Raw genomic sequence first — 25,075 nt, forward strand, 5'->3', positions numbered from 1 at the left:
CATGGATCGGGCGCAGGCGGTGTGAAACGGCCGAAGGGCGCGGGGGGTTGCGGGCGGCGCGCGGGGTGGTGAATTCCCGGTGGCGCGCTCCCCACGAGGCAGTGTGGGGGTGGTGAGTCCCGGTGGCGCGCTCCCCACGGGGGAGTTGGGGGTGGTGGACGGCCGGCCGCGCGCTTCCTTGTGGGGAGCGCGCGGCCGGTCGTCTGCGGGTGCTGGTCGGGGCTTACGCCGCCACCGGCTGCTTCGTCCCCGTCGTGGCGGGCGTGGTGCCGTCCGCCTGGGGGGAGGTGCCGGGTGCCGGCTTGCGCATGCCCTTCAGGACGACGACCAGGGCCGTCGTGACGCACACGCCGGCGGCGATGGCGACGAGGTAGAGCAGCGGATTGCCGATCAGCGGGACCACGAAGACGCCGCCGTGCGGGGCGCGGAGCGTGGCGCCGAAGGCCATCGACAGGGCGCCGGTGACCGCGCCGCCCACCATGGAGGAGGGGATCACGCGCAGCGGGTCGGCCGCGGCGAACGGGATGGCGCCCTCGGAGATGAAGGAGGCGCCCAGGACCCAGGCAGCCTTGCCGTTCTCGCGCTCGGTCTCGGTGAAGAGCTTGCCGCGCACGGTGGTGGCGAGGGCCATCGCCAGCGGCGGGACCATGCCGGCCGCCATGACCGCGGCCATGATCTTCATCGCGGAGTCGCTGGGGTCGGCGACGGCGATGCCGGCGGTGGCGAAGGTGTACGCGACCTTGTTGACCGGGCCGCCGAGGTCGAAGCACATCATCAGGCCGAGCAGCATGCCGAGCAGGACGGCGTTGGTGCCGGTGAGGCCGTTGAGCCAGTCGGTCATGCCCTTCTGCGCGGAGGCGATGGGCTTGCCGATGACGACGAACATCAGGAATCCGACGATCGCCGAGGAGATCAGCGGGATCACCACGACCGGCATGATGCCGCGCAGCGCCGGCGGGATGTCGACCTTCTGGATCGCGAGCACCACGCCACCGGCGATCAGACCGGCCGCCAGGCCGCCGAGGAAGCCGGCGTTGATGGTGAGGGAGATCGCGCCGCCGACGAAGCCGGGCACGAGGCCGGGGCGGTCGGCCATGCCGTAGGCGATGTAGCCGGCCAGGACCGGGACGAGGAAGCCGAAGGCGGTGACGCCGATCTGGAAGAGCAGGGCGCCCCAGCTGTCGGTCTGGGTCCACACGAAGTGGTCCATCACCGACGGTGCCTTGTTGACCTTCCAGCCGCCGATCGCGAACCCGAGGGCGATCAGCAGGCCGCCCGCGGCGACGAACGGGACCATGTAGCTCACGCCGGACATCAGCCACTTGCGGAGCTTGGTGCCGTAGCCCTCGCCGGAGTCGCCGGCGCGTTCCACCGGCGTGCGCGAGTCGGCGGGCGCCCCCGCGGTGATCTCACCACGGGCCGCCTTGCCGCGCGCCTCGGCGATCAGGTCGGCGGGGCGGTTGATGCCCGCCTTCACGCCGACGTCCACGGTGGGCTTGCCGGCGAAGCGGTCCTTGTCGCGGACCGGGACGTCGTGGGCGAAGATCACCGCGTCCGCCGCGGCGATGACCGCCGGGTCGAGGCGGGTGAAGCCGGCCGAGCCCTGGGTCTCGACGACCAGTTCCACGCCGGCCTCGCGACCGGCGTTCTCCAGGGACTCGGCCGCCATGTAGGTGTGGGCGATGCCGGTCGGGCAGGAGGTGACGGCGACGATACGGAAGGGGTGCTCGTCGGCGGAGGGGGCACCCGGCACCGGGGCGTGCGCTCCCGGCGCCGGGGCCGCGGTGCCCGCCGTAGCGCCGGCGGAGGCCGCCCCCGGCGCCACGGCGGAGTCTGCGGAAACCTGAGCGGCGCTCACGGCGCCCGCCGCACTCGCCTCGCCCGCCGCGCGCCCCGCGGCCGACGGCGTCTCCTCGCCCCGGATCAGCGCCGCCGCTGCCGCCGCGTCCCCGACCGACCGCAGCGCCGACGTGAAGTCGGCGTCCATCAGCTGGCGGGCCAGGGAGGACAGGATCGTGAGGTGGGCGTCGTCGGCGCCGGCGGGGGCGGCGATGAGGAAGATCAGGTCGGCGGGGCCGTCGGCGGCGCCGAAGTCGATGCCGGCGGCGCTGCGGCCGAAGGCGAGGGTCGGCTCGGTGACGTGGGCGCTGCGGCAGTGCGGGATGCCGATGCCGCCGTCGAGGCCGGTGGGCATCTGTGCCTCGCGGGCGGCCACGTCGGCGAGGAAGCCCTCCAGGTCGGTCACGCGACCCTGGGCCACCATGCGCTCGGCGAGGGACCGCGCCGCCGCTTCCTTGGAGTCGGCGGACAGGTCGAGATCGACCAGGTCCGCGGTGATCATGTCGCTCATCGCGGGCTCCTTCGCACGCGTATCGCCCGGGGTGTGGGGTGGGCGGGGAGGGGGACGGGGACGTGGGGGGAGGCGGTTCGGGCGGAGGCGGGGCCGGGGAAACCCCGCCTCCGCGGGGCGGCGGAGCGGCTCAGGGAGCCCCGTCGCCCGTCGGACGCGGCGAGTAACGGGGTGCCTCGCCGCCCGAGGAACGGTTCGACGAAGGCCGTAGGAGCGAACGCCGTGGGAGCGGAGGTCGTAGGAGCGGAGGTCGTAGGAGCGGAGGTCGTAGGAGCGGAGGTCGTAGGAGCGGAGGTCCGGGGGTGGGTCATGACGTCGGCTCCTTCAGTTCGCGGTCCATGGGGATGTCCGCGGTGACCGTCACGGCCGACGGGTCGAGGTCGGACGGGGTCGGCATGACGCTGCCGGGCAGCTGGACGGCGGCCGCGCCGTGGGCGACGGCGGAGGCGAGCGCCTCCGGGCCGCTGCCGCCGGCGATCAGGAAACCGGCGAGGGAGGAGTCGCCCGCGCCGACGTTGCTGCGGACGGCGTCGACGCGCGCGGTGGCGAACCAGGTGCCCGCCTCCTCCACGAGGAGCTGGCCGTCGGCGCCCAGGCTCGCGAGCACGGCGCGCGCGCCCATGCCGCGCAACTCCTCGGCCGCCTTCACGGCGTCGCCCACGGTCGCCAGGGGGCGCCCGACGGCTTCCGCGAGCTCCTCGGCGTTCGGCTTCACCACGTCGGGCCGCTCGCGCAGCGCGTCCAGCAGGGCGCGCCCCGAGGTGTCCAGCGCGATACGCGCGCCCCCGGCGTGCGCCCGCGCGACCACATCGGCGTACCACGAGGGCGCGAGCCCCCGGGGCAGGCTGCCGCAGCACGCGATCCAGTCCGCGTCGCGCGACTGCTCGCGCACCGTCTCCAGGAGCAGTTCCTGCTCGGCCGCCGACAGCTCCGGGCCCGGCGCGTTGATCTTCGTGAGCACCCCGTCGGACTCCGCGAGCGCGATGTTCGAGCGGGTGGCGCCGGCGACCGGGACCGGCGCGACCTCGATGCCCTGCGCGTCGAGCAGATCGGCGACGAGCGCGCCCGGCGCACCACCCAGGGGCAGCACCGCGACCGTGCGCCGGCCGGCGGCCGCGACGGCGCGCGAGACGTTCACGCCCTTGCCGCCCGGGTCCATGCGCTCGCCGGTGGCTCGGATGACCTCGCCGCGCTCCAGGGAGGGGACCTCGTAGGTGCGGTCGAGGGACGGGTTGGGGGTGACGGTGAGGATCATGCGCGTACTACTTCCGTGCCGCCGCGCTCGATGGCGGCCGCGTCGTCGGGGCTCAGCCCGCTGTCGGTGATCAGCAGGTCCACATCGCTCAGGTCGCCGAAGCGGGCGAAGTGCTCCTGGCCGTGCTTGGTGGAGTCGGCGAGCAGGACCACACGGCGGGCGGCGGCGATCGCGGCCCGCTTGACCGCGGCCTCGGCGAGGTCGGGGGTGGTCAGGCCGTGCTCGGCGGAGAAGCCGTTGGCGGCGAGGAACAGGACGTCGGCGCGGATCTCTCCGTACGCGCGCAGCGCCCAGGCGTCGACGGCGGCGCGCGTACGGTGCCGTACGCGCCCCCCGATCAGGTGGAGCTGCATGCCCGGGTGGTCCGCGAGGCGGGCCGCGATGGGCAGGGAGTGCGTGACGACGGTGAGGTCGGCCTCCAGGGGGAGGGCGGCGGCCAGGCGGGCGACCGTCGTGCCGGCGTCGAGGATCATCGTGCCCTCGGACGGCAGTTCGGTGAGGGCCGCCTTGGCGATGCGGTCCTTCTCGTCGGTGGAGGTGCCCTCGCGTTCGGCGAGGTCCGGTTCGAAGTCGAGGCGTCCGGCCGGGATGGCGCCGCCGTGGACCCGGCGGACCAGGCCGGCGCGGTCGAGGGCCTTCAGGTCGCGGCGGATCGTCTCCGCCGTGACCTGGAACTCCTCGGCCAGCGAGACGACGTCCACGCGGCCGCCGTCACGGGCGAGCCGCAGGATCTCCTGCTGTCGCTCCGGTGCGTACATGTCCGTTCGCCTCCGAACCATGCCCGAACGTGTGGTTTCGCTCGGAGGCTACGCCCGGATTTCCGGAAAGTAAACACCTTCGGATCCCATTCGGGCATGAACGGACTTCCGTGCTTGATCAGGGCGGGAAAGGGGCGGAGGGAAGGGGCGGCTGGGGTGAGGCAGGCAGAAGGGGCGGCTGGGCGAGGGACGGTAGAAGGGGGCGGCGAGGTGGGAGCATGCCGAAGGGCCCGGGGTCGAGGAACGTCGGCGGGCCGACGGCGAGGCATGCCGAAAGGGCCGGGGTCGGGGAACGTCGGCGGGCCGACGGCGAGGCATGCCGAAAGGGCCGATGCACCGGAGGTCCCGTGCGGACCGGCGCCCGAAGTCGCCGGACGACCGGTGTCGACGATCCCGGCGCGATCGCATGCCGGAGGAACGGGGACGTCGAGGCGTGCCCATTGAAGGCGTCGAAGCGGGCATGCTCCGGGCCCTTTAGAGGCAGCGGGTTCCGTGCATGCCCGAGTGAAGGCGCCGAGGCGAGCATGCCGGACGGCCCGGGCCGTGCGGCGCTCCGGGCCCTTTAGGGACAGCGGGTTCCGTGCATACCCGAGTGAAGTCGGCGAGGCAGGCATGCCGGAGGGCCCGGGCGGCTTGGCGCTCCGGGCCCCTCGTGGGAAACGGGTCTAGTGGACCAGTTCCGGCTGCTTCGGTTCCTCCGCCGTGGTCGTCTCCTCGTCGCCGCCTTCCAGGTGTACGGCAGGCCGCTTCGGGAGGGCCGTCATCAGGAGGAAGATCGCGGCCATGACCACGGCCACCCACATCAGGGCGTGTTCGAAGGCGTCCGTGAACTCGGGGCCGACGGTGTCGGGGGTGAGCCGGTCGGGGATGCGGCCGAAGAAGACGACCGAGACCAGGCCGAGGCCGAGCGCGTTGCCCATCTGCTGCACGGTGTTGATGAGTCCGGACGCCGAACCGGCGTGCTCACGCGGCACCTCCGAGAGGACCGCGTCCGTCAGCGGGGCGACGATCAGGCCCATGCCGACGCCCATCACGACCAGCGGCAGGGCCATCTGCCAGGACGCGATGGCGAGGCCGTAGCGGTGGGACTCCCAGATGTAGAGCAGCACGCCGACGGTCATGGTGAGGGCGCCCGCCTGGAGGACCTTGCGGCCGAAGCGGGGGACGAGCTTCTGCACGGACAGCCCGGCCGCCGTGGAGACGGCGATCGAGAAGGGGACGCCGGTCAGGCCGGCGTGCAGCGGGGTCCAGCCCAGGCCCTGCTGCATGTACAGCGTCCAGACCAGGAAGAAGATGCCGAGGGCGATACCGAAGACGGTCTGCACGGCGATACCGGCGGCGAAGCTCTTCACCTTGAACAGGGAGAGTTCGATCAGCGGGGAGCCGTCGCGGGCCGACTTGCGGCGCTCGTACCCGATCAGCGCGGCGAAGACCGCGAACGCGCCGGCCATCGAGACGTATCCCCACAGCGGCCAGCCCAACTCGCGGCCACGGGTGAGCGGGTAGAGGAGCATCAGCAGGCCGAGGGTGACGAGGGCGACGCCGACCAGGTCCAGCTTCAACGCCTTCGGCGCGCGGGACTCGCTGATGAAGCGGCGGCCGAGCAGCAGGCCGGCGATGCCGACGGGCAGGTTGATCAGGAAGATGGGGCGCCAGGCGAGGCCGAAGAGGTCCCACTCCGTCAGCAACGCGCCGAGCAGCGGGCCGGAGACGGCGCCGAGGCCGACGACCGCGCCGAACATCCCGAAGACCTTGCCGCGTTCATGGGCCGGGAACGTGGCGTGGACGATCGAGAGGACCTGAGGGACCATCATCGCCGCCATGGCGCCCTGGAGGATGCGGGAGGCGACCAGCATCTCGGGGTTCGCGGCGAAGCCGCAGAGCGCGGAGGCGAGGGTGAAGCCGCCGATGCCGATGAGGAAGAGGCGTTTGCGGCCGTGGATGTCTCCGAGGCGGCCGCCGGTGACGAGGCCCGCGGCGAAGGCGAGGGCGTAGCCGGCGGTGATCCACTGGATCTGGCTGAAGGAGGCGCCAGCGTTCTCCTGGATGGAGGGGATGGCGATGTTGACGATCGTGACGTCGACGAGGTCCATGAAGGCGGCGGTCATGACGATCGCCAAGGCGAACCAACGGCGGCGGTCAGGGGTGGCCGGGGCAGCCGGCGTGGCAGCGGTGGCCTGGGTCTGGTCGTCGGTGCGGGTGGCGTGCGGCTGGTCGCGCCGTTCTCCGCGCCCCTTCAGGGCGTTGCCCTTGCCCTGGGTGTCGGCAGTGCGCTCGTTCGAGGTCATGTCTCCGACCGTATGACCTCAATAGGTCAGATCATGTCCTAGTTCTCCGGCATCCTCGAACGCATGACGACCGACACCCCCGCACGTCTGCTTCAGCTCCTCTCACTCCTCCAGACGCCTCGCGAGTGGCCCGGCGGGGAGCTCGCCGAGCGGCTGGGGGTGTCCCGGCGCACGGTCCGCCGGGACATCGACCGGCTGCGGGAACTGGGATATCCCGTGCAGGCCACGCACGGCTCCGACGGCGGGTACCGGCTGGTCGCGGGGAAGGCGATGCCGCCGCTCGTGCTGGACGACGAGGAGGCGGTGGCGATCGCAGTGGGGCTGCGCGCCGGCGCCGGGCACGCGGTGGAGGGCGTGGACGAGGCGTCGGTGCGGGCGCTGGCGAAGCTGGAACAGGTGTTGCCGACGCGACTACGGCACCGGGTGAGCACGCTACAGGCGGCGACCACCGCGCTGACCAGCGGCGACGGGGCGACCGTGACCCCTGAGACGTTGACCGTGATGGCATCGGCGGTGGCGGGGCGGGAACGGCTGCGGTTCGCGTACCGGGCGAAGGACGGGACCGAGTCACGGCGCCTGACGGAGCCGTACCGGCTCGTGTCGACGGGCCGCCGGTGGTATCTCGTCGCCTACGACATGGGGCGGGAGGACTGGCGGACGTTCCGGGTGGACCGGGTGCGGGAGCCGTTCGCGACGGGGGCGCGGTTCGCTCCGCGGGAGGTGCCGGAGGGGGGCGCCGCGGAGTACCTGCGGCGCTCGATCCAGCACGGGCCCGAGACGCGGGAGTACGCCTACGACGTCGTGTTCGCCGCTTCGCCGGAGTACGTCGGTGCGCGGCTGCCGGGGTGGCTCGGGCAGCCGGAGGCGGAGGGGGGCGGGGACGGGGAAGAGCGGTGCCGGGTGACCGGGACGACGGGTGGCGCGATGGAGTGGCTGGCGGTACGGCTGGCGATGACGGGCTGCGAGTTCACGGTGCGGGCACCTGAGGAACTGGCGGCGTGCGTACGGGAGTTGGGCGGCCGGTTGAGCAGGGCGGGGGGTGTCTCGTCATAGGCCCTACGCAACCCCCTCCCACGGAAACTCCCGCAATGCCCGCAAGTTCCGTAGCGCCGATTCCGCCGGGCCCTCGGGGCCGGACGGTGGGGCGTCTCCGGTGGCCCATGTCTCCACGGCCACGCGGACCGCCGCGCCGACCACGGCTGCCGTGAAGCGGAGGTGGGAATCGGCAACGTTGTCGCCCCCGTCGTGCCCGTCCCGCCGCCCCCGCAGAGCGCCCGTCTCCCCGCGCCCCCGCAAAGCCCCCACCAGCATCTCCTCCGCCCCCCGGCAGACCTCCGCCCACACCCTTCCCAGCGCCGGGCTGGTCATGGCCAGTCGGATCAGGGTTCGTACCCACTCCCAGGACGCCGCCGACACCCCCGCTCCCGGCGTCAGCGTGTACCGCACCGCATGCTCCAGCGCCTGCGGCACCGGCAGTTCGGGGGGTGCGTCCCGGACGGCCTCCGTCCAGCGTTCCGCCCCCGCCGCGTACAGCGGGGCCACCGCCTCCTCCTTCGTCGCGAAGTAGCGGTAGAAGGTGCGGGGTGCGATGCCCGCCGCCTGGGCGATGTCCTCCGCCCGCGTCGCCTTCAGCCCCCGGCCGACGAACAGGGAGGCGGCGGCCCGGGCGATCTCCATCCGCGTCTCCGCCTTGCGCCGCTCCGTGAGGGACGGTGAGGTGGTGGTCCGACGGGCCAGGCCAGTTGCGCCACCCGGCTGCTTCGGCTGCTCCGGTGGGCGGGGTGGGGTGGAGCTCATCACGTCGGCAGGCTATGCCTCTGTGGCACAATCTGCCATCCGGGCGGGCCACCCCGGGGTTCAGGTACGGGGTGGCCCGCCCCCTGGCATGCGCAAGGCCGAGCGGAAACAAAGGAGCCGGGCTCCAGCGCCCGGGGGGTGGGGCGCCGAAGCCCGGCTCGGGGAAAGTCCCGGCGCCGGGGGGGGATTGCGTCGGGACGTGGTCCAGTGTTTGTTGGCTTGGCCAACCAGGGAGCTGGCCAGACCGGTTCCGGCAGTGGAACGAGCGAGCGCGGATGTCAGGTCGGTCCGTGCGGTCGGTCGGGTCGGTGCGGTCAGGCACTCGGTGTCGTCGAACGCGCCGGGCGCGGAACTCGGTGTCGAACACCGTCGAACTCCCGTGCCCTGAAGGCATTTTCCCCCGGCCGTCGGACTTGAAGCGGCGTTACATCGCCATGTTTGCGCGGGCTTTCGCCACCCGGCGTACGCCAGGGGCAACCGCCCGCACACCCATGCCGACCCCTTCGCCCCACCGGCCCCTTACGCCGCCGCCTCGAAGCCCGTGTCCCGCGCGAGCTTCTTCAGCTCCAGCAGGGCGTGCTTCTCGATCTGGCGGATACGCTCGCGCGTCAGGCCGTGCTGCTTGCCGACCTCGGTCAGGGTGCGCTCGCGGCCGTCCTCGATGCCGTACCGCATCTTGATGATGGACGCGGTGCGCGGGTCGAGGCGGTCGATCAGGCCGTCCAGTTCCTCGCTGCGCAGCAGGGTGAGGACCGACTGCTCGGGCGATACGGCGCTGGTGTCCTCCAGGAGGTCACCGAACTGGGTCTCGCCCTGGTCGTCGACCGACATGTTCAGCGAGACCGGGTCGCGGGCCCAGTCGAGGACGTCCGTCACGCGCTCCGGGGTCGTGCCGAGCTCGGCGGCGATCTCGGCGGGCTCCGGGTCGCGGCCGTTCTCCCGGTTGAACTCGCGCTGGACGCGACGGATCCGGCCCAGCTCCTCCACCAGGTGGACGGGCAGGCGGATGGTGCGGGACTGGTCGGCTATCGACCGGGTGATGGCCTGGCGGATCCACCAGGTGGCGTACGTCGAGAACTTGAAGCCCTTGCGGTAGTCGAACTTCTCGACGGCGCGGACCAGGCCGGCGTTGCCCTCCTGGATCAGGTCGAGCAGGGGCAGGCCGCTACGGGGGTAACGACGGGCCACGGCGACGACCAGACGGAGGTTGGACCGGATGAAGACGTCCTTGGCGCGCTCTCCCTCGGCGACCAGGGCTTCCAGCTCCTCCTGGGAGGCGTCGGCCTTCGACTCCTCGTAACCGTCGAGGACCTGCCTCGCGAACACACCCGCTTCGATGATCTGCGACAGCTCGACCTCCTTGGCGGCGTCGAGCAGCGGTGTGCGCGCGATCTCGTCGAGATACATGCCGACCAGGTCGCGGTCGGCGATCTCGCCGCCATGGGCGCGAACACTGCTTGCCGCGTCGGCCGTCTCGCCGGTGGCGGACTGACGACGGGCGACGGCACGGGTTGCCATGCGTGCTCCCTTGCGATGGTGGGTCAGCGGGTGGTCCTGGACGCCGGGAACTCCGGTTTCAAGGCCGGGGAACCCTTCGTCGGACTCTCCGGACTCTCCTCGGGTCCCCTGCATCCGATGGAAACAACGACTGGAATCAGGACAGAATTCCCAACCTGTCCCCCTCTTTTTCTGATCATGCAGTACCCTGTCCGGCCACTTGAGGAGGCGCGATGCCGTCGGACGGTACAGAGGTGCAGGTCAGACCAGGAGTCGAGGGTGACCTCGAAGCCCTCACGGCCCTCTACAACCACTACGTACGTGAGACGCCCATCACATTCGATACCGCCGTTTTCACTCCGGAAGAGCGCCGCCCTTGGCTGCTCTCCCACCTTGAAGACGGCCCCCACCGGCTGATGGTTGCCACGGCACCCGCACCCGGGCCGGACTCACAGCGCATTCTGGGGTACGCCACATCCAGCCCTTACCGTCCGAAGCCGGCCTACGCGACCTCCGTGGAGGTGACGGTCTACGTCGCCCCGGACGCCGGCCGGCGCGGCATCGGCACGCTCCTGTACCAGGCCCTCTTCGAGGCGCTCGCCGACGAGGACCTGCACCGGGCCTACGCCGGCATCGCCCAGCCCAACGAGGCGTCCACCCGGCTCCACGAGCGCTTCGGCTTCCGGCACGTGGGCACGTACCGCGAGGTGGGCCGCAAGTTCGGCCGCTACTGGGACGTGGCCTGGTACGAGAAGGAGCTGTAGCGCGGGACCCGTGTCACCCCGGCCGACTCCCCCGGCTCAGCCGAACTGCACCGACCGCTTGGCCAGCCCCATCCAGAACCCGTCGATCACCGACTTCTGCGCGTCCAGCTCGCCGGAGACCTCCGCCGCGCCCATGGTCACGAACAGCGGCGCGAAATGCTCGGTGCGCGGGTGGGCGTAGCGGCCGGCCGGGGCCTTGTGCAGGAAGTCCAGCAGGGAGTCCCAGTCCCGTGCCTCCATGGCCCGTCGGCCCCAGTCGTCGAACTCCACGGACCAGGTGGGGATGCCGCCCTGGCGCAGTGCGGCGAGGTTGTGGGTGAAGAAGCCGGAGCCGACGATCAGGACGCCCTCGTCGCGCAGGGGTGCGAGCCTGCGCCCGATCTCCATGAGGCGGACCGGGTCGAGGGTGGGCATGGACACCTGGAGGACGGGGATGTCGGCGGCGGGGAACATCTCGACGAGCGGGACGTACGCGCCGTGGTCGAGGCCGCGGTCCGGGATGTCCTGGACGGGTGTGCCGGGGGCGCGCAACAGCTTGCGGACGGACTCGGCGAGCTCGGGGGCGCCGGGGGCGGCGTAGGTGACCTGGTAGTAGTGCTCGGGGAAGCCCCAGAAGTCGTAGACGAGGGGGACGGTCTCGACGGCGCCGAGGGCGAGGGGGGCCTCCTCCCAGTGCGCGGAGACCATGAGGATCGCCTTGGGGCGCGGCAGGTCGGCGGACCAGGCGGCGAGCTGGCCGGGCCAGACGGGGTCGTCCGCGAGCGGCGGGGCGCCGTGGCTGAGGTAGAGGGCGGGCATGCGCTCCTGGGCGGCGGCGGACATGGTGACGGCTCCCTCCGGCGGCCCCTCCGGGCCACTTGCTTTAAATCTAAAACACCTGACACATCCATACCCTACGACCTGTTTGTTTAAATTTCAAGGACGAAGCCCGTACAGTGGAATGCATGAACACGGCATCCGTATCCGCCTCAGCCGCCCAGGAGCCGCGGACCCCAGAAGCCCCGCAGTGGCTCACCGACGAGGAGCAGCACGTATGGCGCGCCTATCTGCACGCCACGACCCTGCTTGAGGACCATCTCGACCGACAGCTCCAGCGCGACGCGGGCATGCCGCACATCTACTACGGCCTGCTCGTGGGCCTCGCCGAGGCACCGCACCGCCGGCTGCGCATGACCGAGCTGGCCATGCAGTCGAAGATCACCCGCTCCCGCCTCTCGCACGCCGTCGCCCGTCTGGAGAAGAACGGCTGGGTGCGCCGCGAGGACTGCCCCTCCGACAAGCGCGGCCAGTTCGCGGTGCTGACGGACGCCGGTCTGGACGTGCTGCGCCGCACCGCGCCGGGCCACGTCACCGCCGTACGCCAGGCGCTGTTCGACCGGCTCTCCCCGGAACAGCAGAAGACCCTCGGCGAGATCATGCAGATCGTCGCCGAGGGCCTTCAGCCCAACGAAGCGGGTGCGGACCTGCCCTGGCTCCGCTGAGCCGCTCACTCAGCGGGGCCGGGGCAGGTCCCAGGGTCGTACGCGGGAGGCGTCCCCTTCCTCCTGCGTACGGATGGTTCCGAAGGGGTACGAGCGGACGGTCGCCGTCAGTGGGCGACCACCGGGACGACCAGCTCGTCCTCGGCGCCCTCCTCGGAGCCGCTCACGGTGGTCGAGCCGGGGACACCGGCGTTGACCAGGACCACCACGATCACGGCGGCCAGCGCCAGCATGCCGACGGCGAACCAGATCGCGTTGGTGTAGCCGTGCACCTGGCCCTGGAGCGCCACCAGCTTCTGCTGCGACGCGGAGGCCGCACCGCCGATGTGGTCCTTGATGTACGCGTTCGTCGCGGACGCGGCGATCGTGTTCAGCAGGGCCGTGCCGATCGCGCCACCCACCTGCTGCGAGGTGTTGACCATCGCGGAGGCGACACCGGCGTCCCGGGGCTCGACGCCCAGGGTGGCCAGGGACATGGCGGGCATGAACGCCGTACCCATGCCGAGGCCGAGCAGGATCATCGCCGGCAGGATGATCGAGGCGTACGACGAGCCGATCTCCAGCTGGGTCATCAGGAGCATGCCGCTCGCGGCGACCGCGAAGCCGGGGCCCATCAGCAGCCGGGCCGGGACCCGGGTCATCAGGCGGGTGCCGATCTGCGTCGAGCCGACCATCATGCCCGCGATCATCGGCAGGAAGGCGAAGCCCGTCTTGATCGGCGAGAAGCCCTTCACGACCTGGAGGTAGTAGGTCAGGAAGAGGAACGTGCCGAACATCGCGATGATCGCGATGCCGAGCGAGAGGTAGATACCGCCGCGGTTGCGGTCGGTGACCACGCGCAGCGGCAGCAGCGGGGCCTTGACCTTGGCCTCGGTGAGGACGAACGCGATCAGCAGCACCGCGGAGGCGACGAACAGGCCGACGGTCACGGAGTCGCCCCAGCCGTCGGACTCGGCGCGGGTGAAGCCGTAGACCAGCGAGACCAGGCCGAGGGTGGACAGGAGCACGCCCGGGATGTCGAGCGGGTTGCGGTTGCGGCCGCCCTCCGGCTCACGGATGACGAAGTACGCGCCGAGCGCCGCGATGATCGCGAACGGGATGTTGACGAAGAACGTCCAGCGCCAGTCCAGGTACTCGGTCAGCACACCGCCGAGGATGAAGCCGACGGCGCCACCGCCACCGGCGATCGCACCGTAGATGCCGAACGCCTTGGCGCGCTCCTTGGCGTCGGTGAACATCACGGCGAGCAGGGAGAGCGCGGCGGGCGCGAGCAGCGCGCCGAAGGCACCCTGCAGCGCACGGGCGCCGAACATCATGGCCTCATTGGTGGCGGCACCACCGAGCGCGGAGGCGGCGGCGAAGCCGCCCAGGCCGACGACGAAGGCGCGCTTGCGGCCCCACAGGTCGGCGATGCGGCCGCCGAAGAGGAGCAGTCCGCCGAAGGCGAGTGCGTAGGCCGTGACGACCCACTGCCGGTTGCCGTCGGAGATGCCCAGGTCCTGCTGGGCGGAGGGCAGCGCGATGTTCACGATGGTCGCGTCGAGGACGACCATCAGCTGGGCTATCGCGATGAACGCGAGGGCCTTCCAGCGGTTGGCGTCCGGGACGCCGGGAGCCTTGACGGCTGTTTCAGACATGGGGGTACCCACTTCGGGACTTCGTGACGGAAAAACGTGACGTTTACGGGACGGCTTACGTGACGGCTTCGTGACAGTGAGGGCGAACTGTTTCGGAACGGACTGAGGTGTCGTCGGGGACGGATGCGTCTTCACTACGGAGGACGCGTTACCGGTACAGACGCGTTGAGCGCCCGGAACTAATCGGTCGTCGGTGCCGGGGTTCAGGCCTGGCGCATGTCCTCCATGGTCATCGCCGCACCCGGCAGGACGGAGGGGGCCGGAGCCCGCAACCCGTCCAGGAACAGCTGGAGATGACGGTGGACGAAGCGGTCGGAGTTCGGGCACTCCATGCCCGCGGGCGGCCGGCTGAGCTGGGCCACGACGACCATCAGGTCACCGACGCCCACATCCCCGCGGAGCTGCCCGGCCGTCCTGGCCCGGCCCATGATCATCTCGATGAGTTCCTCGACCCGCAGGCGCGCGGCCTCCAGATCGGGGTGGTTCTTGTCGAAGGTGCTGGCCACCATCGGGCACAGAGCCGTGACCCGCTCGTCCGCGGAGACGTGCACGAAGCGCTCCAGGGCCTCGAAGGCGTCCCCGGTCTCCGCGAGCGCCTCCTCGGCGGCCCGTACCGTACGTTCCAGGACCGAGCAGACGACCTCGCGGACGAGTGCGTCGCGGTCGGGGAAGTTGCGGTAGACCGTGGCGTTGCCGACGCCGGCCCGGCGGGCGATGTCGTCGAGCGGCACATCCGGGCCGTACTCGGTGAACAGCTCGCGGGCGGCGGTGACGATCCGCTCGCGGTTGCGCAGGGCGTCGGCACGCGGCCGGGGTGCCTTGCGCGGCGCGGGCGCGGTGATCGTCGCGGTGGTCACGGGGGCTCCTTGGTGCATCTGGCTGCTGTGTCTTGCGGTGCTGCTGTGGTGCTTGGTGTCCGTTGGGTCGCTATCCGGGGAAGGCGTCCCCGTTTCACTCGGACACATGGCTAAACGGGGAAGAGGTCCCCGGTTATTTCCCGCCACCCGAACTTTCTTGATGTGACCTGGGTCACACAGCCGGCGAGGCCGCTCATACCGCCGGGTAACCCACGATCGGCCGCCCCAGCGCGCGCCCGCCCATACCCCGGCAGAGGGTGATCGCAAGGGTGCAGCCGGTGACCAGTGGCTGCCCGGAGCGAAAGGGCCCCGCATGCAGCCGCAGCCGACCTGCCGTCGGATACGCCCGCACCGCATGGCCGCCCTCGCCTCCGTGACCCTGCTGATCCTGGCGGTGAGCACCGCGGCCGGCCCCGGCCGCTTCCCGCCCGCCGGCCCCACGGTGGCCGGACCGGGCCCCGTCTCACCGGCCCGCCTCACGGCCCTCGCACCCTGCATGATCAGCGGCGGCACCGCCGTCCAGATGTCCGAGGGCATCCCGACGACCGGCGGCTACTCCCCCTCCACCGGCCGCGTCCGCGCCCTCACCCTGATGATCGACTTCTCGGACGCACCGGGGCGGGGCCGTGCGCTGGACCGCTACCGCGAGTTCTTCCCGCAGACCCAGCAGTGGTTCCGCACGGCGTCCTACGGCCGGCTCGACTACATCCCCGAGACGCCCGTACGACACTGGCTGCGCATGCCGAAGCCGTTCCGGGCGTACGGCATAGATCGCGGCGCGCCCTTCGACCCCGGCTACCGGGAACTGGTCGAGGACATCGTGGCCGAGGCCGACCCGCAGGTCGACTTCCGCCGCTACGACCTGCTGAACGTCCTGGTCACCCCGAACGCGGGCCCGTCAGCGCTGGACACGGTCCTGTCGGTGACGTTCGCCGGGAACACCGACGCCCCGATGGCCGACGGCGTGCCCGTGGCCAACGCGTCGTTCGTCTACTCCCGGCAGGACGACGGCTCCGGCTCGTACGACCGCACCGGCTATCGCGTCCTGCCCCATGAGAACGGCCATGTCTTCGGACTGCCCGACCTCTACACCCAGGAGGGCGGAGGAGCGGTCGGCCACTGGGACATCATGAGCGAGGACTGGGGCACCAACAACGACCTCCTCGGCTGGCACAAGTGGAAGCTCGGCTGGCTCGACGCGTCCCAGATCAGCTGCGCGGCGCATCGGGGCACGGCCGAGTACGTCCTGACCCCGCTGGCCCGCAAGGGCGGCCCCAAACTGGTGTTCGTCCCGCTGAGCGGGGACACCGGCTACGCGGTGGAGCTGCGCGTCCCCGAGGGCAACGACGAGACGGTGTGCCGGCCCGGGGTCCTCGTCTACAAGGTGGACGCGGACGTGGACACCGGGATGGGCCCGGTCACGGTGTACGACTCCCGCCGGGACAGCGGCGGCTGCACCCGCAGCCCGAACGTCCACGCCGAACTCTCCGACGCGCCCTTCATCCCCGGGGAGACCTTCAAGGACCCGAAGCGGGGCATCAGGATCTCGGTGGTGGGGGTGGAGGGGGACGGGAACTATCGGGTGCGGGTGACGCGGGATTGAGTTCACGGAGGGTTGGGGTCGACGAGCGGCCGTCACTTGGAGCGCGAGGTGCGGGCTTACGGTAAGGCTGCCGCAATCGCCGTACCGGAGAGCCGATGCCCCAGATGACCACGTCCCACGCCGAGGACGGCGCCGTACCCGACGAGGCCGTCGCACCGCTGATGCGAGGCGTGGCGGTGCTGCGGGAACTGACGGCCGCGGGCGGCACGGCGAGCGCGAGCGAACTGGAACGGGCGACGGGCCTGGCCCGTTCCACGGTGGACCGGATCACGGCGACGCTGGCCCGCATGGGATACCTCCGACTGGACGGCCGCCGGGCGACCCTCACGCCGGGGGTGATGGCGCTCGGCAACGCCTATCTGTCCGCGCTGCGGCTGCCCGCGCTGCTGTCCGCGCGGGCGGACGCGCTCGCGGACGAACTCGACGAGTCGGTGTCGCTGGCGGTCGCCGACGGCGACGGCATCCGCTTCATCCACCAGGCGACCCGCCGCCGCGCGATGTCCCTGAGCTTCCGCATCGGCGACCTGCTGCCGGCCGAACGCACCGCGCCGGGCCCGCTGTTCGCGACGGAGTGGACCGACGCCGACTGGTCGCGCTGGCGCGAACGCCGGGCGGCGGACCCGCAGGACCGCGGCTTCACGGCCGTACCACCGCGTGAACACCCCACCCCGGACGAGGAGTTCGTACGGCGGACGGCACAGGCGGCGAAGGACGGCCACGCACTGGACGACCAGCTGATCGAGCCGGGGTTGGTGGCGGTGTCGATGCCGGTACGGGAACCGGCGTCCGAGGCGAACGACGGGATCGCGGGCGAGGAGAACGGCGGGATGCCGCGCGTGACGGGCGGCGGGATCGCGTGCGTGGCGAGCGTGGTCAGCCACACCAGTCGGCACACCGCCGCAGACCTGCGCGACACGCTGCTGCCGAGGCTGCGGGCGGCGGTGGCGGACATGGAACGGGAGCTGCGTACGGCACCGCCGGGGGAGCCCGGGCCGGGACCGTCGGGACTGGCGATCTGGACGGGGGCGTCGAAGCAGGAGCTGGGCCGGGAGTTCGTGGAGTCGCTGGCGCGCGGGCTGACGGTGCTGACGGCGTTCGGGGAGGGCCGGGCGCGGCTGACCCTGACGGAGACGGCGAAGGCGACGGGGCTGGCGAGGGCGACGGCCCGCAGAGCGCTGATCACGTACGAGCACCTGGGCCTGGTGAGGCAGGACGGGAACGGCCACTTCTCTCCGACGCCCCGGGTCCTGTCCCTGGGCTTCCCACCCCTCTCCCGTACGAGCCTGCCGCGCATCGCGGCGCCGCACATGAGGGAGCTGGCGGAGAGCGTCCGGGAGTCGGTGTCGCTGGCGGTGCTGACGCAGGCGGGCGACGAGATCCAGTACACGGCGAGGGCGGCCGCGGCCCATGTCATGAGCGTGGACATCACGGTGGGCACCCGCCTCCCGGCCTACGCCACGGCCCTCGGCAGAACCCTGCTGGCGAACACCCCCACCCCGCTCCCTTCCCGCCTCCTCCCCCTCACGTCCCGCACGATCACGGACCCGGCGGAACTGCGGCGGACCCTGGAGGAGGTACGGGGGCAGGGTCACGCCCTGGTCGACGAGGAACTGGAGGAGGGCTTGCGCGCCGTGGCCGTACCGATCCACGACCGCGCGGGAAGGGTGGTGGCCGCCCTGAACACGGCGACGCATGTGGCACGCCGCTCGGTACGGGAGTGCGAGCAGGACATCCTCCCGGCCCTGCGCCGCACAGCCACCCGCATCGAGGCGGATCTCTCCGTGGCGGGCCACTTCACCCGAGTCCCCCTGACCTGAACCCCGGCCCCTCCCCCGCGATGATCCGGTACCCTGTGGACCGAGCGTCCTCACGGACGCCGTACCGCCTTCGTAGCTCAGGGGATAGAGCACCGCTCTCCTAAAGCGGGTGTCGCAGGTTCGAATCCTGCCGGGGGCACAACGCGTTACCGCTCTGACCTGGGGTTTGTCCCCCAGGGAGGGCTCCTACTCGGCCTCGGACTCCTCGTCCGGGGCCGTTTGCGTGAGCGGACGGAGAGTTGATCCCCCGAAGTCTCTCCAGCGCACAAGCATCATCCGGCACGGGCTCCGGCCCGGTCTTCTCCGGGCCATCGGGCTCTGGCTCCGCTTCGGGCACCCAAGGAGCGCACGAGCGGGCACGGAAGAATCGCGCTTCTGTCGAAAGTGGTTACGCCTCTCCGGAGCCCAGGGCGGTTTCCGCGTCGTGGCCGCCCCAGCTGTCGGGGGTGCGCCACAGGATCTGAACCCCGAAGACACCGAACACGGTGTCGGCCGACCAGTCCTCGGCGGGCGGTTCGGAGAGCACCAGGTAGAGGCGGTCGGCAGGAGCGGGCAGGGTGTGGTTGATCTCCAGGAGGCGGGTGGCTCCCGCGCGGAGGTCGGCGTAGGTGGAGCGGCCGGCACCGAGAACCTCGTAGAGGAAGTGGCCGTCGTCCGCGATCCGGCTGACGTCGACGACCGGGGAGTCGGTCGGCTGCAGGTCCTCCCAGAGCAGGGCGGCCTTGAGAGCATGCCGCACCGCCTCGTGCTTTCTGCACGTGCGGTCGGCGGTCGCCGCACTCTCCAGCGAGTGCAGAAACCCCTGCGCTGGCGCGGGCGTGGCGGGCAGGTCTTCGGCGGGGGTCACGGGCTCGGTTTCCTTCTGCTCGGACTGCTGTTCAGCGGTGGCGGGTGCGTCGTCGGTTTCGGGTTCGCCCGTGGCGACCCGGCGCTGGAGCGCCTCCCGGGCTTCGTGCAGGGCCTGGGCCCAGCCGGCGCGTGCCAGGTCCGTCTGGAGACGGTTCACGTCCAGGTCGCCGTCCTTGAGCATGCGGTTGGTGTGCGCCGCGAGGTCGCGCAGGAGGCTGAGGCGGTGCTTGTCAGGGGATCCGAGCACGCGACGCACGTCCACCCAGTCCGACTGATCGCGGCGGAGGACGCGGTTGGCCATGCCCTTGAGCTCGGACAGACGATCACGGGCGTTCTCCGGAACGGTTCCGTCACCGTTGGTCAGTTCGTCGAGAACGCTGAGCGCCGCCAGGTAGCGTTCCGCCATTCTCAACGAGATGGGCTGGCGACCGCGCTGGTCCGCGGTGAGCAGGCAGTGGTTCGTCTCGTGGGCGAACACCCAGCAGTCCAGTTCGTCGCCGGGGCGCGGGGGCACCGAGCCGTGGCGGACGGTCAGGACCAGAGGGACGTCGATCCTGGGAGACAGGGCCTTGGCCTTGTACCGGCCGCCGGGTGCCCGGCCGATCACACGGACTCGGACGTCCGTGCCGATCGCGGGGATTTTACCGTCCGCCATGCCCGGTTCGCCTTCGGTGGGTGCTGGTTCGGTACCGCCGCCGTCGGTGCTCGTGAGTGCCTCCGGGAGCGGGGAGGTGTGCAGGACGGTCAGGCTCTGGGTGCTGCGGGTGAGCGCGACGTACAGCTGGCGCAGTCCGGCCGGGCCGCGGTCTGCGACGGTGGCGGGTTCGACGACGAGGACGTGGTCGTACTCCATGCCCTTGGCCTGGGCGGCGGCCAGCACGGACACCGCCTCGCGTCCCTGCTCGGTAATGCCGTCGGCCAGGTCCAGGTGGTGACTGATCTCGTCGAGCCAGCCGGAGTCGTCGGGGACGATGACCGCCACGGAGCGCAGCGTTTGTCCGTCGCTGGTGCCGATGAGGCGGGTGGCTTCCGCCACGGTGTCGTCGAGGAGCTTCCACGGCTCCGTCGCGACCGTCCGTACGGCGTCCTCTCCCGCCGCACGCACGGCCTGCGGGTACGGCAGCGTGGGGGCGACGGTCCGGGCCAGGGGGGCGACGAACTCCATGATTTCGGCGGGCACGCGGTAGCTGGTGTTCAGCTCGGCCACGCGCCAGTCGCCGTGGTCGGAGAGGAGAGTGCCGAGGCGGTCCCAGTCGGTATGGGTGTGGGGGCCGGTGGCCTGGGCGAGGTCGCCGAGGATGGTCATGGAGCCCTGCGCGGCGGAGCGCCGGCGCAGGGAGCGGGCCTGCATGGGTGTCAGGTCCTGTGCCTCGTCGACCACGATGTGCCCGTACCGCTGCGGGGTCTCCCCGGTGATGAGATACCGCAGTTCTTCGAGGCAGACCCGATCGTCGAGCGTCCAGGGATCGGCGTCGGCCGTGTCGGCCCGAGGACGGCGCACAGCGGCCTGCTCTGAGGCGTCGAGAATGCCCTCGGCGCAGGTGCGCAGGAGGTCTTCGGAGTCGTAGAGGGTGCGGAGGGCTTCCCTGGCGCCGGGCGAAGGCCAGACACGTTCGATGAGGCGCTCGACCTGACGGTTGCGTTCCAGGTCGCGGCGGATCGTGTCGTCGCGGCTGCGGCGAGGGGCGACGGCGACGAGTTCCCGCAGCAGGCGGTCGACGAGCAGCCCGCGGAAGCGGTCGCGGCGCTCACGGTAGGAGCCGTCGCCTTGGCGCACGTCTTCGAGGAGCGAAAGCATTTCGGAGCGGGGCACGCGCAGGGTCGTGCTGCCGACGGTGACGGTGAGCTCAGGCTTGGCCCCCTCGTAAGAGGCAGTGGTGGTGAACTCGTCGACGGCCTCGGGACGGCACTCGATCTCGACGCGCCGCCGCAGGACGGCCGCCATGCGTTCGTCGGACTTCACCATCCGCGCCGTGGGGGTGTCGGTGCCGAGGATCTCGCCGTCCCACAGGCGCGTCACCTGCACGGCGTTGACGTTCCGAGTGCCGAGCGTGGGCAGCACCTGGCTCACGTACTCCAGGAACCGCTGATGGGGGCCGACGACGAGGACGTCCTGGGCTTTGAAGTGCCCGTTGTTGACGAGCCAGGTCACGCGGTGCAGGCCGACCGCCGACTTGCCGGTACCCGGGCCGCCCTGGATTACGAGGATGTCGGAGGGCGAGCCGGTGACCAGGGCCATCTGGTCGCGGCGGATGGTCTCGACGATGTCCCGCATGCTGCCGCGGCGAGAGCGCTGAAGCTCGCGGAGGAGGAAGTCGTCGGGCTGCAGCGTCTTCTGGCGCTGGACTCGGGCGATGTCGGCGGGCGTTGGGACGGGCGGGCTCGGTGCTCCCTCCTTCTGCGTGACGGTGACCGGCTCCGTGGGCTGGGCCTCCCGCTGGGCGTCGTCTGCCGCCGGCCGTGGCTGCGGGACGGGGGCGGCGGAAGTGATCTCGTCGAAGTAGTCCTCGACGACATGCTCTACACAGCGCAGTCGCCGCCGCAGGAGCACCTCGCCCGGGGCATCGGGCAGCGCCTCGAACCACTTCTTGGCCAGCCGACTGGTCCACAGTACGACGACGGTGTCGCGGGTACCGACGTCGGAAACAGCACGTCGGCCGACGTACCAGGTCTTGGGCCCCCTGCCGGGCTCGTCCCCGTCCGGTGCGTCGACGCGGCTGATGACCAGCGACTCGTTGCCGAGTCCGTCGTATGCCGCGGCCCGCTCCTCGGCCACGATCCGGTTGGCGACGCTGTCCTTGCCGCTGGCGGAGGCCATGGCGACCGAGCCCCCGGTCATTTCGGCCAGCCGCGCGGCATAGCAGTCGTAGGCGCGGTCCACCGCCTTCTGCTCGACGGCGATGATCTCGTCGCGCGTGGTGGTGCCCATGTACATGTCCCCTCCCCTTGCAGCACCCCGGAGGACGCTGCGACGGGCATACGCCCGGCCCCGTCGAAATAACTATCAGAGACCTGCTGGTAACAAACAGTCAGATGTTCAACGTCCCGATCAGCTCGCCGGCCTCCGCCCGCCAGGCGCGAACCTGGTCGTGCGTGGGGCCGATCTCGTACTGGTGGTAGTGGCATCCCAGGCAGAGGTGCGACCAGACGGCGTTGGTGCGGCGAGCGGTCTCCGCCGCGGTGTAGCAGTGGAGGCACAGCATCTTTCGCCGGGTCTGGGGCTGAGCTTCAGCCAGGCGCGCGGTCCGATGCCACGGAACCGGGCGACGGCGACGGACTCGAGGTAGATCCGGCCGACAGGGGAGGTCCCCGAGGCTCGCCGTCGCCCAGGGCCTCCTTCAGGAGCACCTTCACGGGCTCGGTGAGCGCCTCCTCCGCCAGGCGGGCTTCCACCAGAGCGGCCACGGGCACGGACTGGTCGGACGCGGCCGGACGGGCGGGGTCGGTGGGGTGGTGTGCGTTCTGCCGGGGCTGTTCCGTCATGGTCATACGGGTTCCTCCCGTGTGTGCGGTGGGTGGCGACTGCGGTGCGGACTGGACGCGAGTGGACGGCCCCGAGGTATGGCGTTGCGACGAAAAGGGACCGGGAGAGATCGGGTGCGTGGCGCGGTACGGCGCCAGGACGCTTCACGGCGGTTGCGGAGTCACGGCACATGCTTCCATTCGGAAGCGTTACAAGATAAGCACAATGCTGAAAGCACCGTCAAACAGCTTGACGAACTTGACGACTGTTGTAACGTGTTAGCCCTCCCTATCCGACAGGCCCGAGAGGTGCGGAACTCCACGCCATGCCCCAGCAGCCACCAGCCCAACCGGCGCCCTCGGCACACGTGACAGCCGCCGAGATCTCTCGCATCGCAGGGGTCACACGCGCCACCGTCAGCAACTGGCGCCGCCGCCACGACGACTTCCCGGCCCCCAGCGCAGGCACGGAATCCAGCCCGCTCTACGATCTGCCGGCCGTCCAGGCATGGCTGCGGGGACGCGGGCACACCTCCGCCGCCTCGCCGACCGAGGAGCTGCGTACGGCGCTACGACTGCTGGGACCCGGCTCGGGTGTGGCCGCGCGACTGTTCCCCCTGGTGGCTGCCGCGTCCCGCCGCACGCCGGACGAGCTGGCCGAACTCGCCGCCGTGCCCGACGACCAACTGCTCGCCCGAGTGGAGATGGCCGCGGGCGAGCTCCCGGCCACCGTGCCCGAGGCCGAGCCGGTCCACTATGGCCCGGACGACGCGGGCGCGGTCCGCGCGCTGCTGGGCTGCGTCCGTGAGGCGGGGGCCCAGGCCGCCCTCGACGTCCTCGCCGAACGCGAACTGGACGAGGGCGCCGCCAGCGGCGTCTACCAGACCCCGGAGGGTCTGGCCCGGCTCATGGCACGGCTCCTGCCCGCCGACGTGTCCCGCGTCCTCGACCCCGCCTGCGGCAGCGGAACGCTCCTCGCCGCCGCCGCCCGGCAGGGCGCGCGGGAGCTGTTCGGGCAGGACTCGCTCCCCGTCCAGGGCCAGCGCACCGCGGTCCGGCTGCTGATCGCCGCCCCCGAGGCCGAGACGGCGATCCGCGTCGGCGACAGCCTGCGCGCCGACGCCTTCCCTGACGTCACCGTCGACGCCGTCCTGTGCAACCCGCCGTTCGCCGACCGCGACTGGGGTCACGACGAGCTGGCCTACGACCCGAGGTGGGCCTACGGGGTCCCGCCCCGCTTCGAGTCCGAACTGGCGTGGGTGCAGCACGCCCTCGCGCACCTGGAGCCCGGCGGTCACGCGGTCATGCTGCTGCCGCCCGCGCTGGCTTTCCGCTCCTCCGGCCGCCGAGTCCGCGCGGAACTCATCCGCGGCGGGGCCCTGCGCGCTGTCGTCTCCCTTCCGGCGCGTGCCGCGTATCCGCTCCACATCGGCCTGCAGATCTGGGTGTTCCAACGCCCCGAGCCGGGCGGCACGGACCGTGCGACGGTGCTGTTCGTCGACGGGGAGGGCGAGCAGCGGGACGGTGCCACGGGCACGCCGTCCGCCACCGGTACGGCGACGGCGGGTGCCGGCTCCCGGGGCGGCTCGCGCTCCCGCTCTTCCACCTCCGCGGTCTCCACCCCCACCTCTTCGGCCTCCGCCGCCACCTTCGACTGGGAGGGGCTGTCGGAGCGGGTCCTGGGCCAGTGGGCCGCGTTCACCACCGCCCCCGACACCTACGCCGACGAGCCCGGCGTCGCCCGCGCGGTGCCGCTCGTCGACCTCCTCGACGACGTCGTCGACGTCACCCCGGCCCGCCATGTCCGGGCAACCGCGGCCGACATCGACCCGGCGGCCCTGGCCCGGCGCGTCCACGACCTGCACGACCAACTGGCCGAGCAGGTCGCCGCCCTGGCATCCGCCTCCGCGTCCGGCGGCTGGCAGCCGTCCGGGGATTCGGCCCGTGAGTGGCGCACGGCGACCGTCTCCGACCTGGCGCGCGGCGGGGCCCTGACCGTGCTGCGGGCGACGCCGCCCGGCACCCGCGGCTCCAAGGGCTCCGCCGCCCCCGCCGCCGACCGGCCGGTCCTCACCGCCCAGGACGTCTCCACCGGCAACCCCCCGTCCGGCGGGGCCGTGGACCTCCACGCCGACGCCGCGCAGCCCGTCGCCGCCGGGGACGTCCTGGTACGCGCCGTCGCGGGCAGCGGCAACGAGTCCGCGATGACCCGGGTCGCGGACGACCGGGACGCCGGAGCCCTGCTCGGTCAGCAAATCCATCTCCTGCGCCCCGACCCGGCCCGCCTCGACCCGTGGTTCCTCGCCGGGTTCCTCGGCGCCGACGACAACATCGCCTCCGCGTCCACCGGCTCCACCCTCGTTCATGTCACACCGGGCCGCCTGCGCGTACCACTGCTGCCGCTGGAGGAACAGCGGCGCTACGGGGAGGCGTTCCGCCGCGTGTACGAGTTGCGCGCGGCCGTCCGCCGAACCGCCGACTTCGCCGCCGACACTGCGGCCACCCTGACGACCGGCCTCACCGCCGGCGTTCTCCTGCCACCGGACACCCCGAGCAGCCCGTATACGTCGGGCGCACCGGACAGCCGTTCTGTCTGAAACGCCCCACGCGTCCCACTGCATACGACCACACTGGATCCCTGCCGTCCCCCGCCCGGACGG

General features: G+C 71.7%; 18 protein-coding genes and 1 tRNA gene. 7 read left to right on the forward strand and 12 right to left on the reverse strand.

Annotated features, from left to right (window positions below; genetic code table 11):
• Nucleotides 1–223: 223 nt before the first annotated feature.
• The 4 genes from ACZ5NW_RS30400 to ACZ5NW_RS30415 form a co-directional block, all read right to left on the reverse strand.
• Nucleotides 224–2,350, reverse strand: a complete 2,127-nt coding sequence (locus ACZ5NW_RS30400) for a PTS fructose transporter subunit IIABC (RefSeq protein ID WP_468747168.1) — start codon at nucleotides 2,348–2,350, stop codon at nucleotides 224–226.
• Nucleotides 2,351–2,657: 307 nt separating this feature from the next.
• On the reverse strand, nucleotides 2,658–3,605 hold the full coding sequence (pfkB, locus tag ACZ5NW_RS30405) for a 1-phosphofructokinase (RefSeq protein WP_468747169.1): 948 nt from the start codon (nucleotides 3,603–3,605) through the stop codon (nucleotides 2,658–2,660).
• Entirely contained in the window at nucleotides 3,602–4,363 is a 762-nt protein-coding gene (locus tag ACZ5NW_RS30410; RefSeq protein ID WP_468747170.1) for a DeoR/GlpR family DNA-binding transcription regulator, read from the reverse strand. Before ACZ5NW_RS30410 ends, pfkB begins: the two co-directional genes overlap by 4 nt.
• 665 nt (nucleotides 4,364–5,028) lie before the next feature.
• Nucleotides 5,029–6,471: an MFS transporter gene (locus ACZ5NW_RS30415; protein WP_468747348.1), complete on the reverse strand. Its 1,443-nt coding sequence runs from the start codon at nucleotides 6,469–6,471 to the stop codon at nucleotides 5,029–5,031.
• Nucleotides 6,472–6,714: 243 nt separating this feature from the next.
• Between ACZ5NW_RS30415 and ACZ5NW_RS30420 the strand changes: the two genes are divergently transcribed.
• Nucleotides 6,715–7,704 carry a helix-turn-helix transcriptional regulator gene (locus ACZ5NW_RS30420; RefSeq protein ID WP_468747171.1) on the forward strand — a complete coding sequence of 330 codons (990 nt, stop codon included), beginning with the start codon at nucleotides 6,715–6,717 and terminating at the stop codon, nucleotides 7,702–7,704.
• A 3-nt stretch (nucleotides 7,705–7,707) separates the two neighbouring features.
• Here the strand turns inward: ACZ5NW_RS30420 and ACZ5NW_RS30425 are convergent, their stop codons facing one another.
• Together ACZ5NW_RS30425 and ACZ5NW_RS30430 are read right to left on the reverse strand one after the other, a co-directional pair.
• Nucleotides 7,708–8,448 carry a TetR/AcrR family transcriptional regulator gene (locus ACZ5NW_RS30425; RefSeq protein WP_468747349.1) on the reverse strand — a complete coding sequence of 247 codons (741 nt, stop codon included), beginning with the start codon at nucleotides 8,446–8,448 and terminating at the stop codon, nucleotides 7,708–7,710.
• Nucleotides 8,449–8,967: 519 nt separating this feature from the next.
• A complete protein-coding gene (locus ACZ5NW_RS30430; RefSeq protein ID WP_468747172.1) occupies nucleotides 8,968–9,966 on the reverse strand; it encodes a sigma-70 family RNA polymerase sigma factor in 999 nt (332 codons plus the stop codon).
• A gap of 212 nt (nucleotides 9,967–10,178) precedes the next feature.
• On the opposite strand from ACZ5NW_RS30430, the gene ACZ5NW_RS30435 reads away from it, so the two are divergent.
• A complete protein-coding gene (locus ACZ5NW_RS30435; RefSeq protein WP_468747173.1) occupies nucleotides 10,179–10,709 on the forward strand; it encodes a GNAT family N-acetyltransferase in 531 nt (176 codons plus the stop codon).
• Between the two features lie 36 nt (nucleotides 10,710–10,745).
• On the opposite strand, the gene ACZ5NW_RS30440 is transcribed toward ACZ5NW_RS30435, so the two are convergent.
• Nucleotides 10,746–11,531, reverse strand: a complete 786-nt coding sequence (locus ACZ5NW_RS30440) for a dioxygenase family protein (RefSeq protein WP_468747174.1) — start codon at nucleotides 11,529–11,531, stop codon at nucleotides 10,746–10,748.
• Nucleotides 11,532–11,653: 122 nt separating this feature from the next.
• Between ACZ5NW_RS30440 and ACZ5NW_RS30445 the strand changes: the two genes are divergently transcribed.
• A complete protein-coding gene (locus ACZ5NW_RS30445) occupies nucleotides 11,654–12,190 on the forward strand; it encodes a MarR family winged helix-turn-helix transcriptional regulator (RefSeq protein WP_468747175.1) in 537 nt (178 codons plus the stop codon).
• 107 nt (nucleotides 12,191–12,297) lie between these two features.
• Here ACZ5NW_RS30445 and ACZ5NW_RS30450 read toward each other — a convergent pair whose 3' ends face one another.
• Nucleotides 12,298–13,827, reverse strand: coding sequence for an MFS transporter (locus ACZ5NW_RS30450; RefSeq protein ID WP_468747176.1), 1,530 nt, complete (start codon nucleotides 13,825–13,827; stop codon nucleotides 12,298–12,300).
• A gap of 203 nt (nucleotides 13,828–14,030) precedes the next feature.
• Entirely contained in the window at nucleotides 14,031–14,702 is a 672-nt protein-coding gene (locus ACZ5NW_RS30455) for a TetR/AcrR family transcriptional regulator (RefSeq protein WP_468747177.1), read from the reverse strand.
• A 295-nt stretch (nucleotides 14,703–14,997) separates the two neighbouring features.
• Here ACZ5NW_RS30455 and ACZ5NW_RS30460 point away from each other — a divergent pair, with 295 nt between their 5' ends.
• The 3 genes from ACZ5NW_RS30460 (at nucleotide 14,998) to ACZ5NW_RS30470 (ending at nucleotide 18,243) form a co-directional block, all read left to right on the forward strand.
• Entirely contained in the window at nucleotides 14,998–16,287 is a 1,290-nt protein-coding gene (locus ACZ5NW_RS30460) for a M6 family metalloprotease domain-containing protein (protein ID WP_468747178.1), read from the forward strand.
• A gap of 95 nt (nucleotides 16,288–16,382) precedes the next feature.
• On the forward strand, nucleotides 16,383–18,104 hold the full coding sequence (locus ACZ5NW_RS30465) for an IclR family transcriptional regulator domain-containing protein (RefSeq protein ID WP_468747179.1): 1,722 nt from the start codon (nucleotides 16,383–16,385) through the stop codon (nucleotides 18,102–18,104).
• 66 nt (nucleotides 18,105–18,170) lie between these two features.
• Nucleotides 18,171–18,243, forward strand: a tRNA-Arg gene (locus ACZ5NW_RS30470).
• Between the two features lie 249 nt (nucleotides 18,244–18,492).
• On the opposite strand, the gene ACZ5NW_RS30475 is transcribed toward ACZ5NW_RS30470, so the two are convergent.
• The 3 genes from ACZ5NW_RS30475 to ACZ5NW_RS30485 all read right to left on the reverse strand — a co-directional run bounded on the left by ACZ5NW_RS30475 (nucleotide 18,493) and on the right by ACZ5NW_RS30485 (nucleotide 22,442).
• On the reverse strand, nucleotides 18,493–21,882 hold the full coding sequence (locus tag ACZ5NW_RS30475) for a HelD family protein (protein WP_468747180.1): 3,390 nt from the start codon (nucleotides 21,880–21,882) through the stop codon (nucleotides 18,493–18,495).
• A gap of 100 nt (nucleotides 21,883–21,982) precedes the next feature.
• On the reverse strand, nucleotides 21,983–22,156 hold the full coding sequence (locus ACZ5NW_RS30480; RefSeq protein WP_468747181.1) for a hypothetical protein: 174 nt from the start codon (nucleotides 22,154–22,156) through the stop codon (nucleotides 21,983–21,985).
• Between the two features lie 25 nt (nucleotides 22,157–22,181).
• Nucleotides 22,182–22,442 carry a hypothetical protein gene (locus tag ACZ5NW_RS30485; RefSeq protein ID WP_468747182.1) on the reverse strand — a complete coding sequence of 87 codons (261 nt, stop codon included), beginning with the start codon at nucleotides 22,440–22,442 and terminating at the stop codon, nucleotides 22,182–22,184.
• A 341-nt stretch (nucleotides 22,443–22,783) separates the two neighbouring features.
• Here ACZ5NW_RS30485 and ACZ5NW_RS30490 point away from each other — a divergent pair, with 341 nt between their 5' ends.
• Nucleotides 22,784–25,012, forward strand: a complete 2,229-nt coding sequence (locus ACZ5NW_RS30490) for an N-6 DNA methylase (RefSeq protein ID WP_468747183.1) — start codon at nucleotides 22,784–22,786, stop codon at nucleotides 25,010–25,012.
• The last annotated feature ends 63 nt before the right edge of the window (nucleotides 25,013–25,075 follow it).

This window comes from Streptomyces sp. NPDC032126 (assembly GCF_055580085.1).

What these genes read in the sequence shown, in the direction of transcription:
- ACZ5NW_RS30400 (WP_468747168.1), bottom strand. Translation starts at nt 2,350, where the DNA reads ATGAGCGACATGATCACCGCGGACCTGGTCGATCTCGACCTGTCCGCC.
- pfkB (WP_468747169.1), bottom strand. Translation starts at nt 3,605, where the DNA reads ATGATCCTCACCGTCACCCCCAACCCGTCCCTCGACCGCACCTACGAG.
- ACZ5NW_RS30410 (WP_468747170.1), bottom strand. Translation starts at nt 4,363, where the DNA reads ATGTACGCACCGGAGCGACAGCAGGAGATCCTGCGGCTCGCCCGTGAC.
- ACZ5NW_RS30415 (WP_468747348.1), bottom strand. Translation starts at nt 6,471, where the DNA reads ATGACCGCCGCCTTCATGGACCTCGTCGACGTCACGATCGTCAACATC.
- ACZ5NW_RS30420 (WP_468747171.1), top strand. Translation starts at nt 6,715, where the DNA reads ATGACGACCGACACCCCCGCACGTCTGCTTCAGCTCCTCTCACTCCTC.
- ACZ5NW_RS30425 (WP_468747349.1), bottom strand. Translation starts at nt 8,448, where the DNA reads ATGAGCTCCACCCCACCCCGCCCACCGGAGCAGCCGAAGCAGCCGGGT.
- ACZ5NW_RS30430 (WP_468747172.1), bottom strand. Translation starts at nt 9,966, where the DNA reads ATGGCAACCCGTGCCGTCGCCCGTCGTCAGTCCGCCACCGGCGAGACG.
- ACZ5NW_RS30435 (WP_468747173.1), top strand. Translation starts at nt 10,179, where the DNA reads ATGCCGTCGGACGGTACAGAGGTGCAGGTCAGACCAGGAGTCGAGGGT.
- ACZ5NW_RS30440 (WP_468747174.1), bottom strand. Translation starts at nt 11,531, where the DNA reads ATGTCCGCCGCCGCCCAGGAGCGCATGCCCGCCCTCTACCTCAGCCAC.
- ACZ5NW_RS30445 (WP_468747175.1), top strand. Translation starts at nt 11,654, where the DNA reads ATGAACACGGCATCCGTATCCGCCTCAGCCGCCCAGGAGCCGCGGACC.
- ACZ5NW_RS30450 (WP_468747176.1), bottom strand. Translation starts at nt 13,827, where the DNA reads ATGTCTGAAACAGCCGTCAAGGCTCCCGGCGTCCCGGACGCCAACCGC.
- ACZ5NW_RS30455 (WP_468747177.1), bottom strand. Translation starts at nt 14,702, where the DNA reads ATGCACCAAGGAGCCCCCGTGACCACCGCGACGATCACCGCGCCCGCG.
- ACZ5NW_RS30460 (WP_468747178.1), top strand. Translation starts at nt 14,998, where the DNA reads ATGCAGCCGCAGCCGACCTGCCGTCGGATACGCCCGCACCGCATGGCC.
- ACZ5NW_RS30465 (WP_468747179.1), top strand. Translation starts at nt 16,383, where the DNA reads ATGCCCCAGATGACCACGTCCCACGCCGAGGACGGCGCCGTACCCGAC.
- ACZ5NW_RS30475 (WP_468747180.1), bottom strand. Translation starts at nt 21,882, where the DNA reads ATGGGCACCACCACGCGCGACGAGATCATCGCCGTCGAGCAGAAGGCG.
- ACZ5NW_RS30480 (WP_468747181.1), bottom strand. Translation starts at nt 22,156, where the DNA reads ATGCTGTGCCTCCACTGCTACACCGCGGCGGAGACCGCTCGCCGCACC.
- ACZ5NW_RS30485 (WP_468747182.1), bottom strand. Translation starts at nt 22,442, where the DNA reads ATGACCATGACGGAACAGCCCCGGCAGAACGCACACCACCCCACCGAC.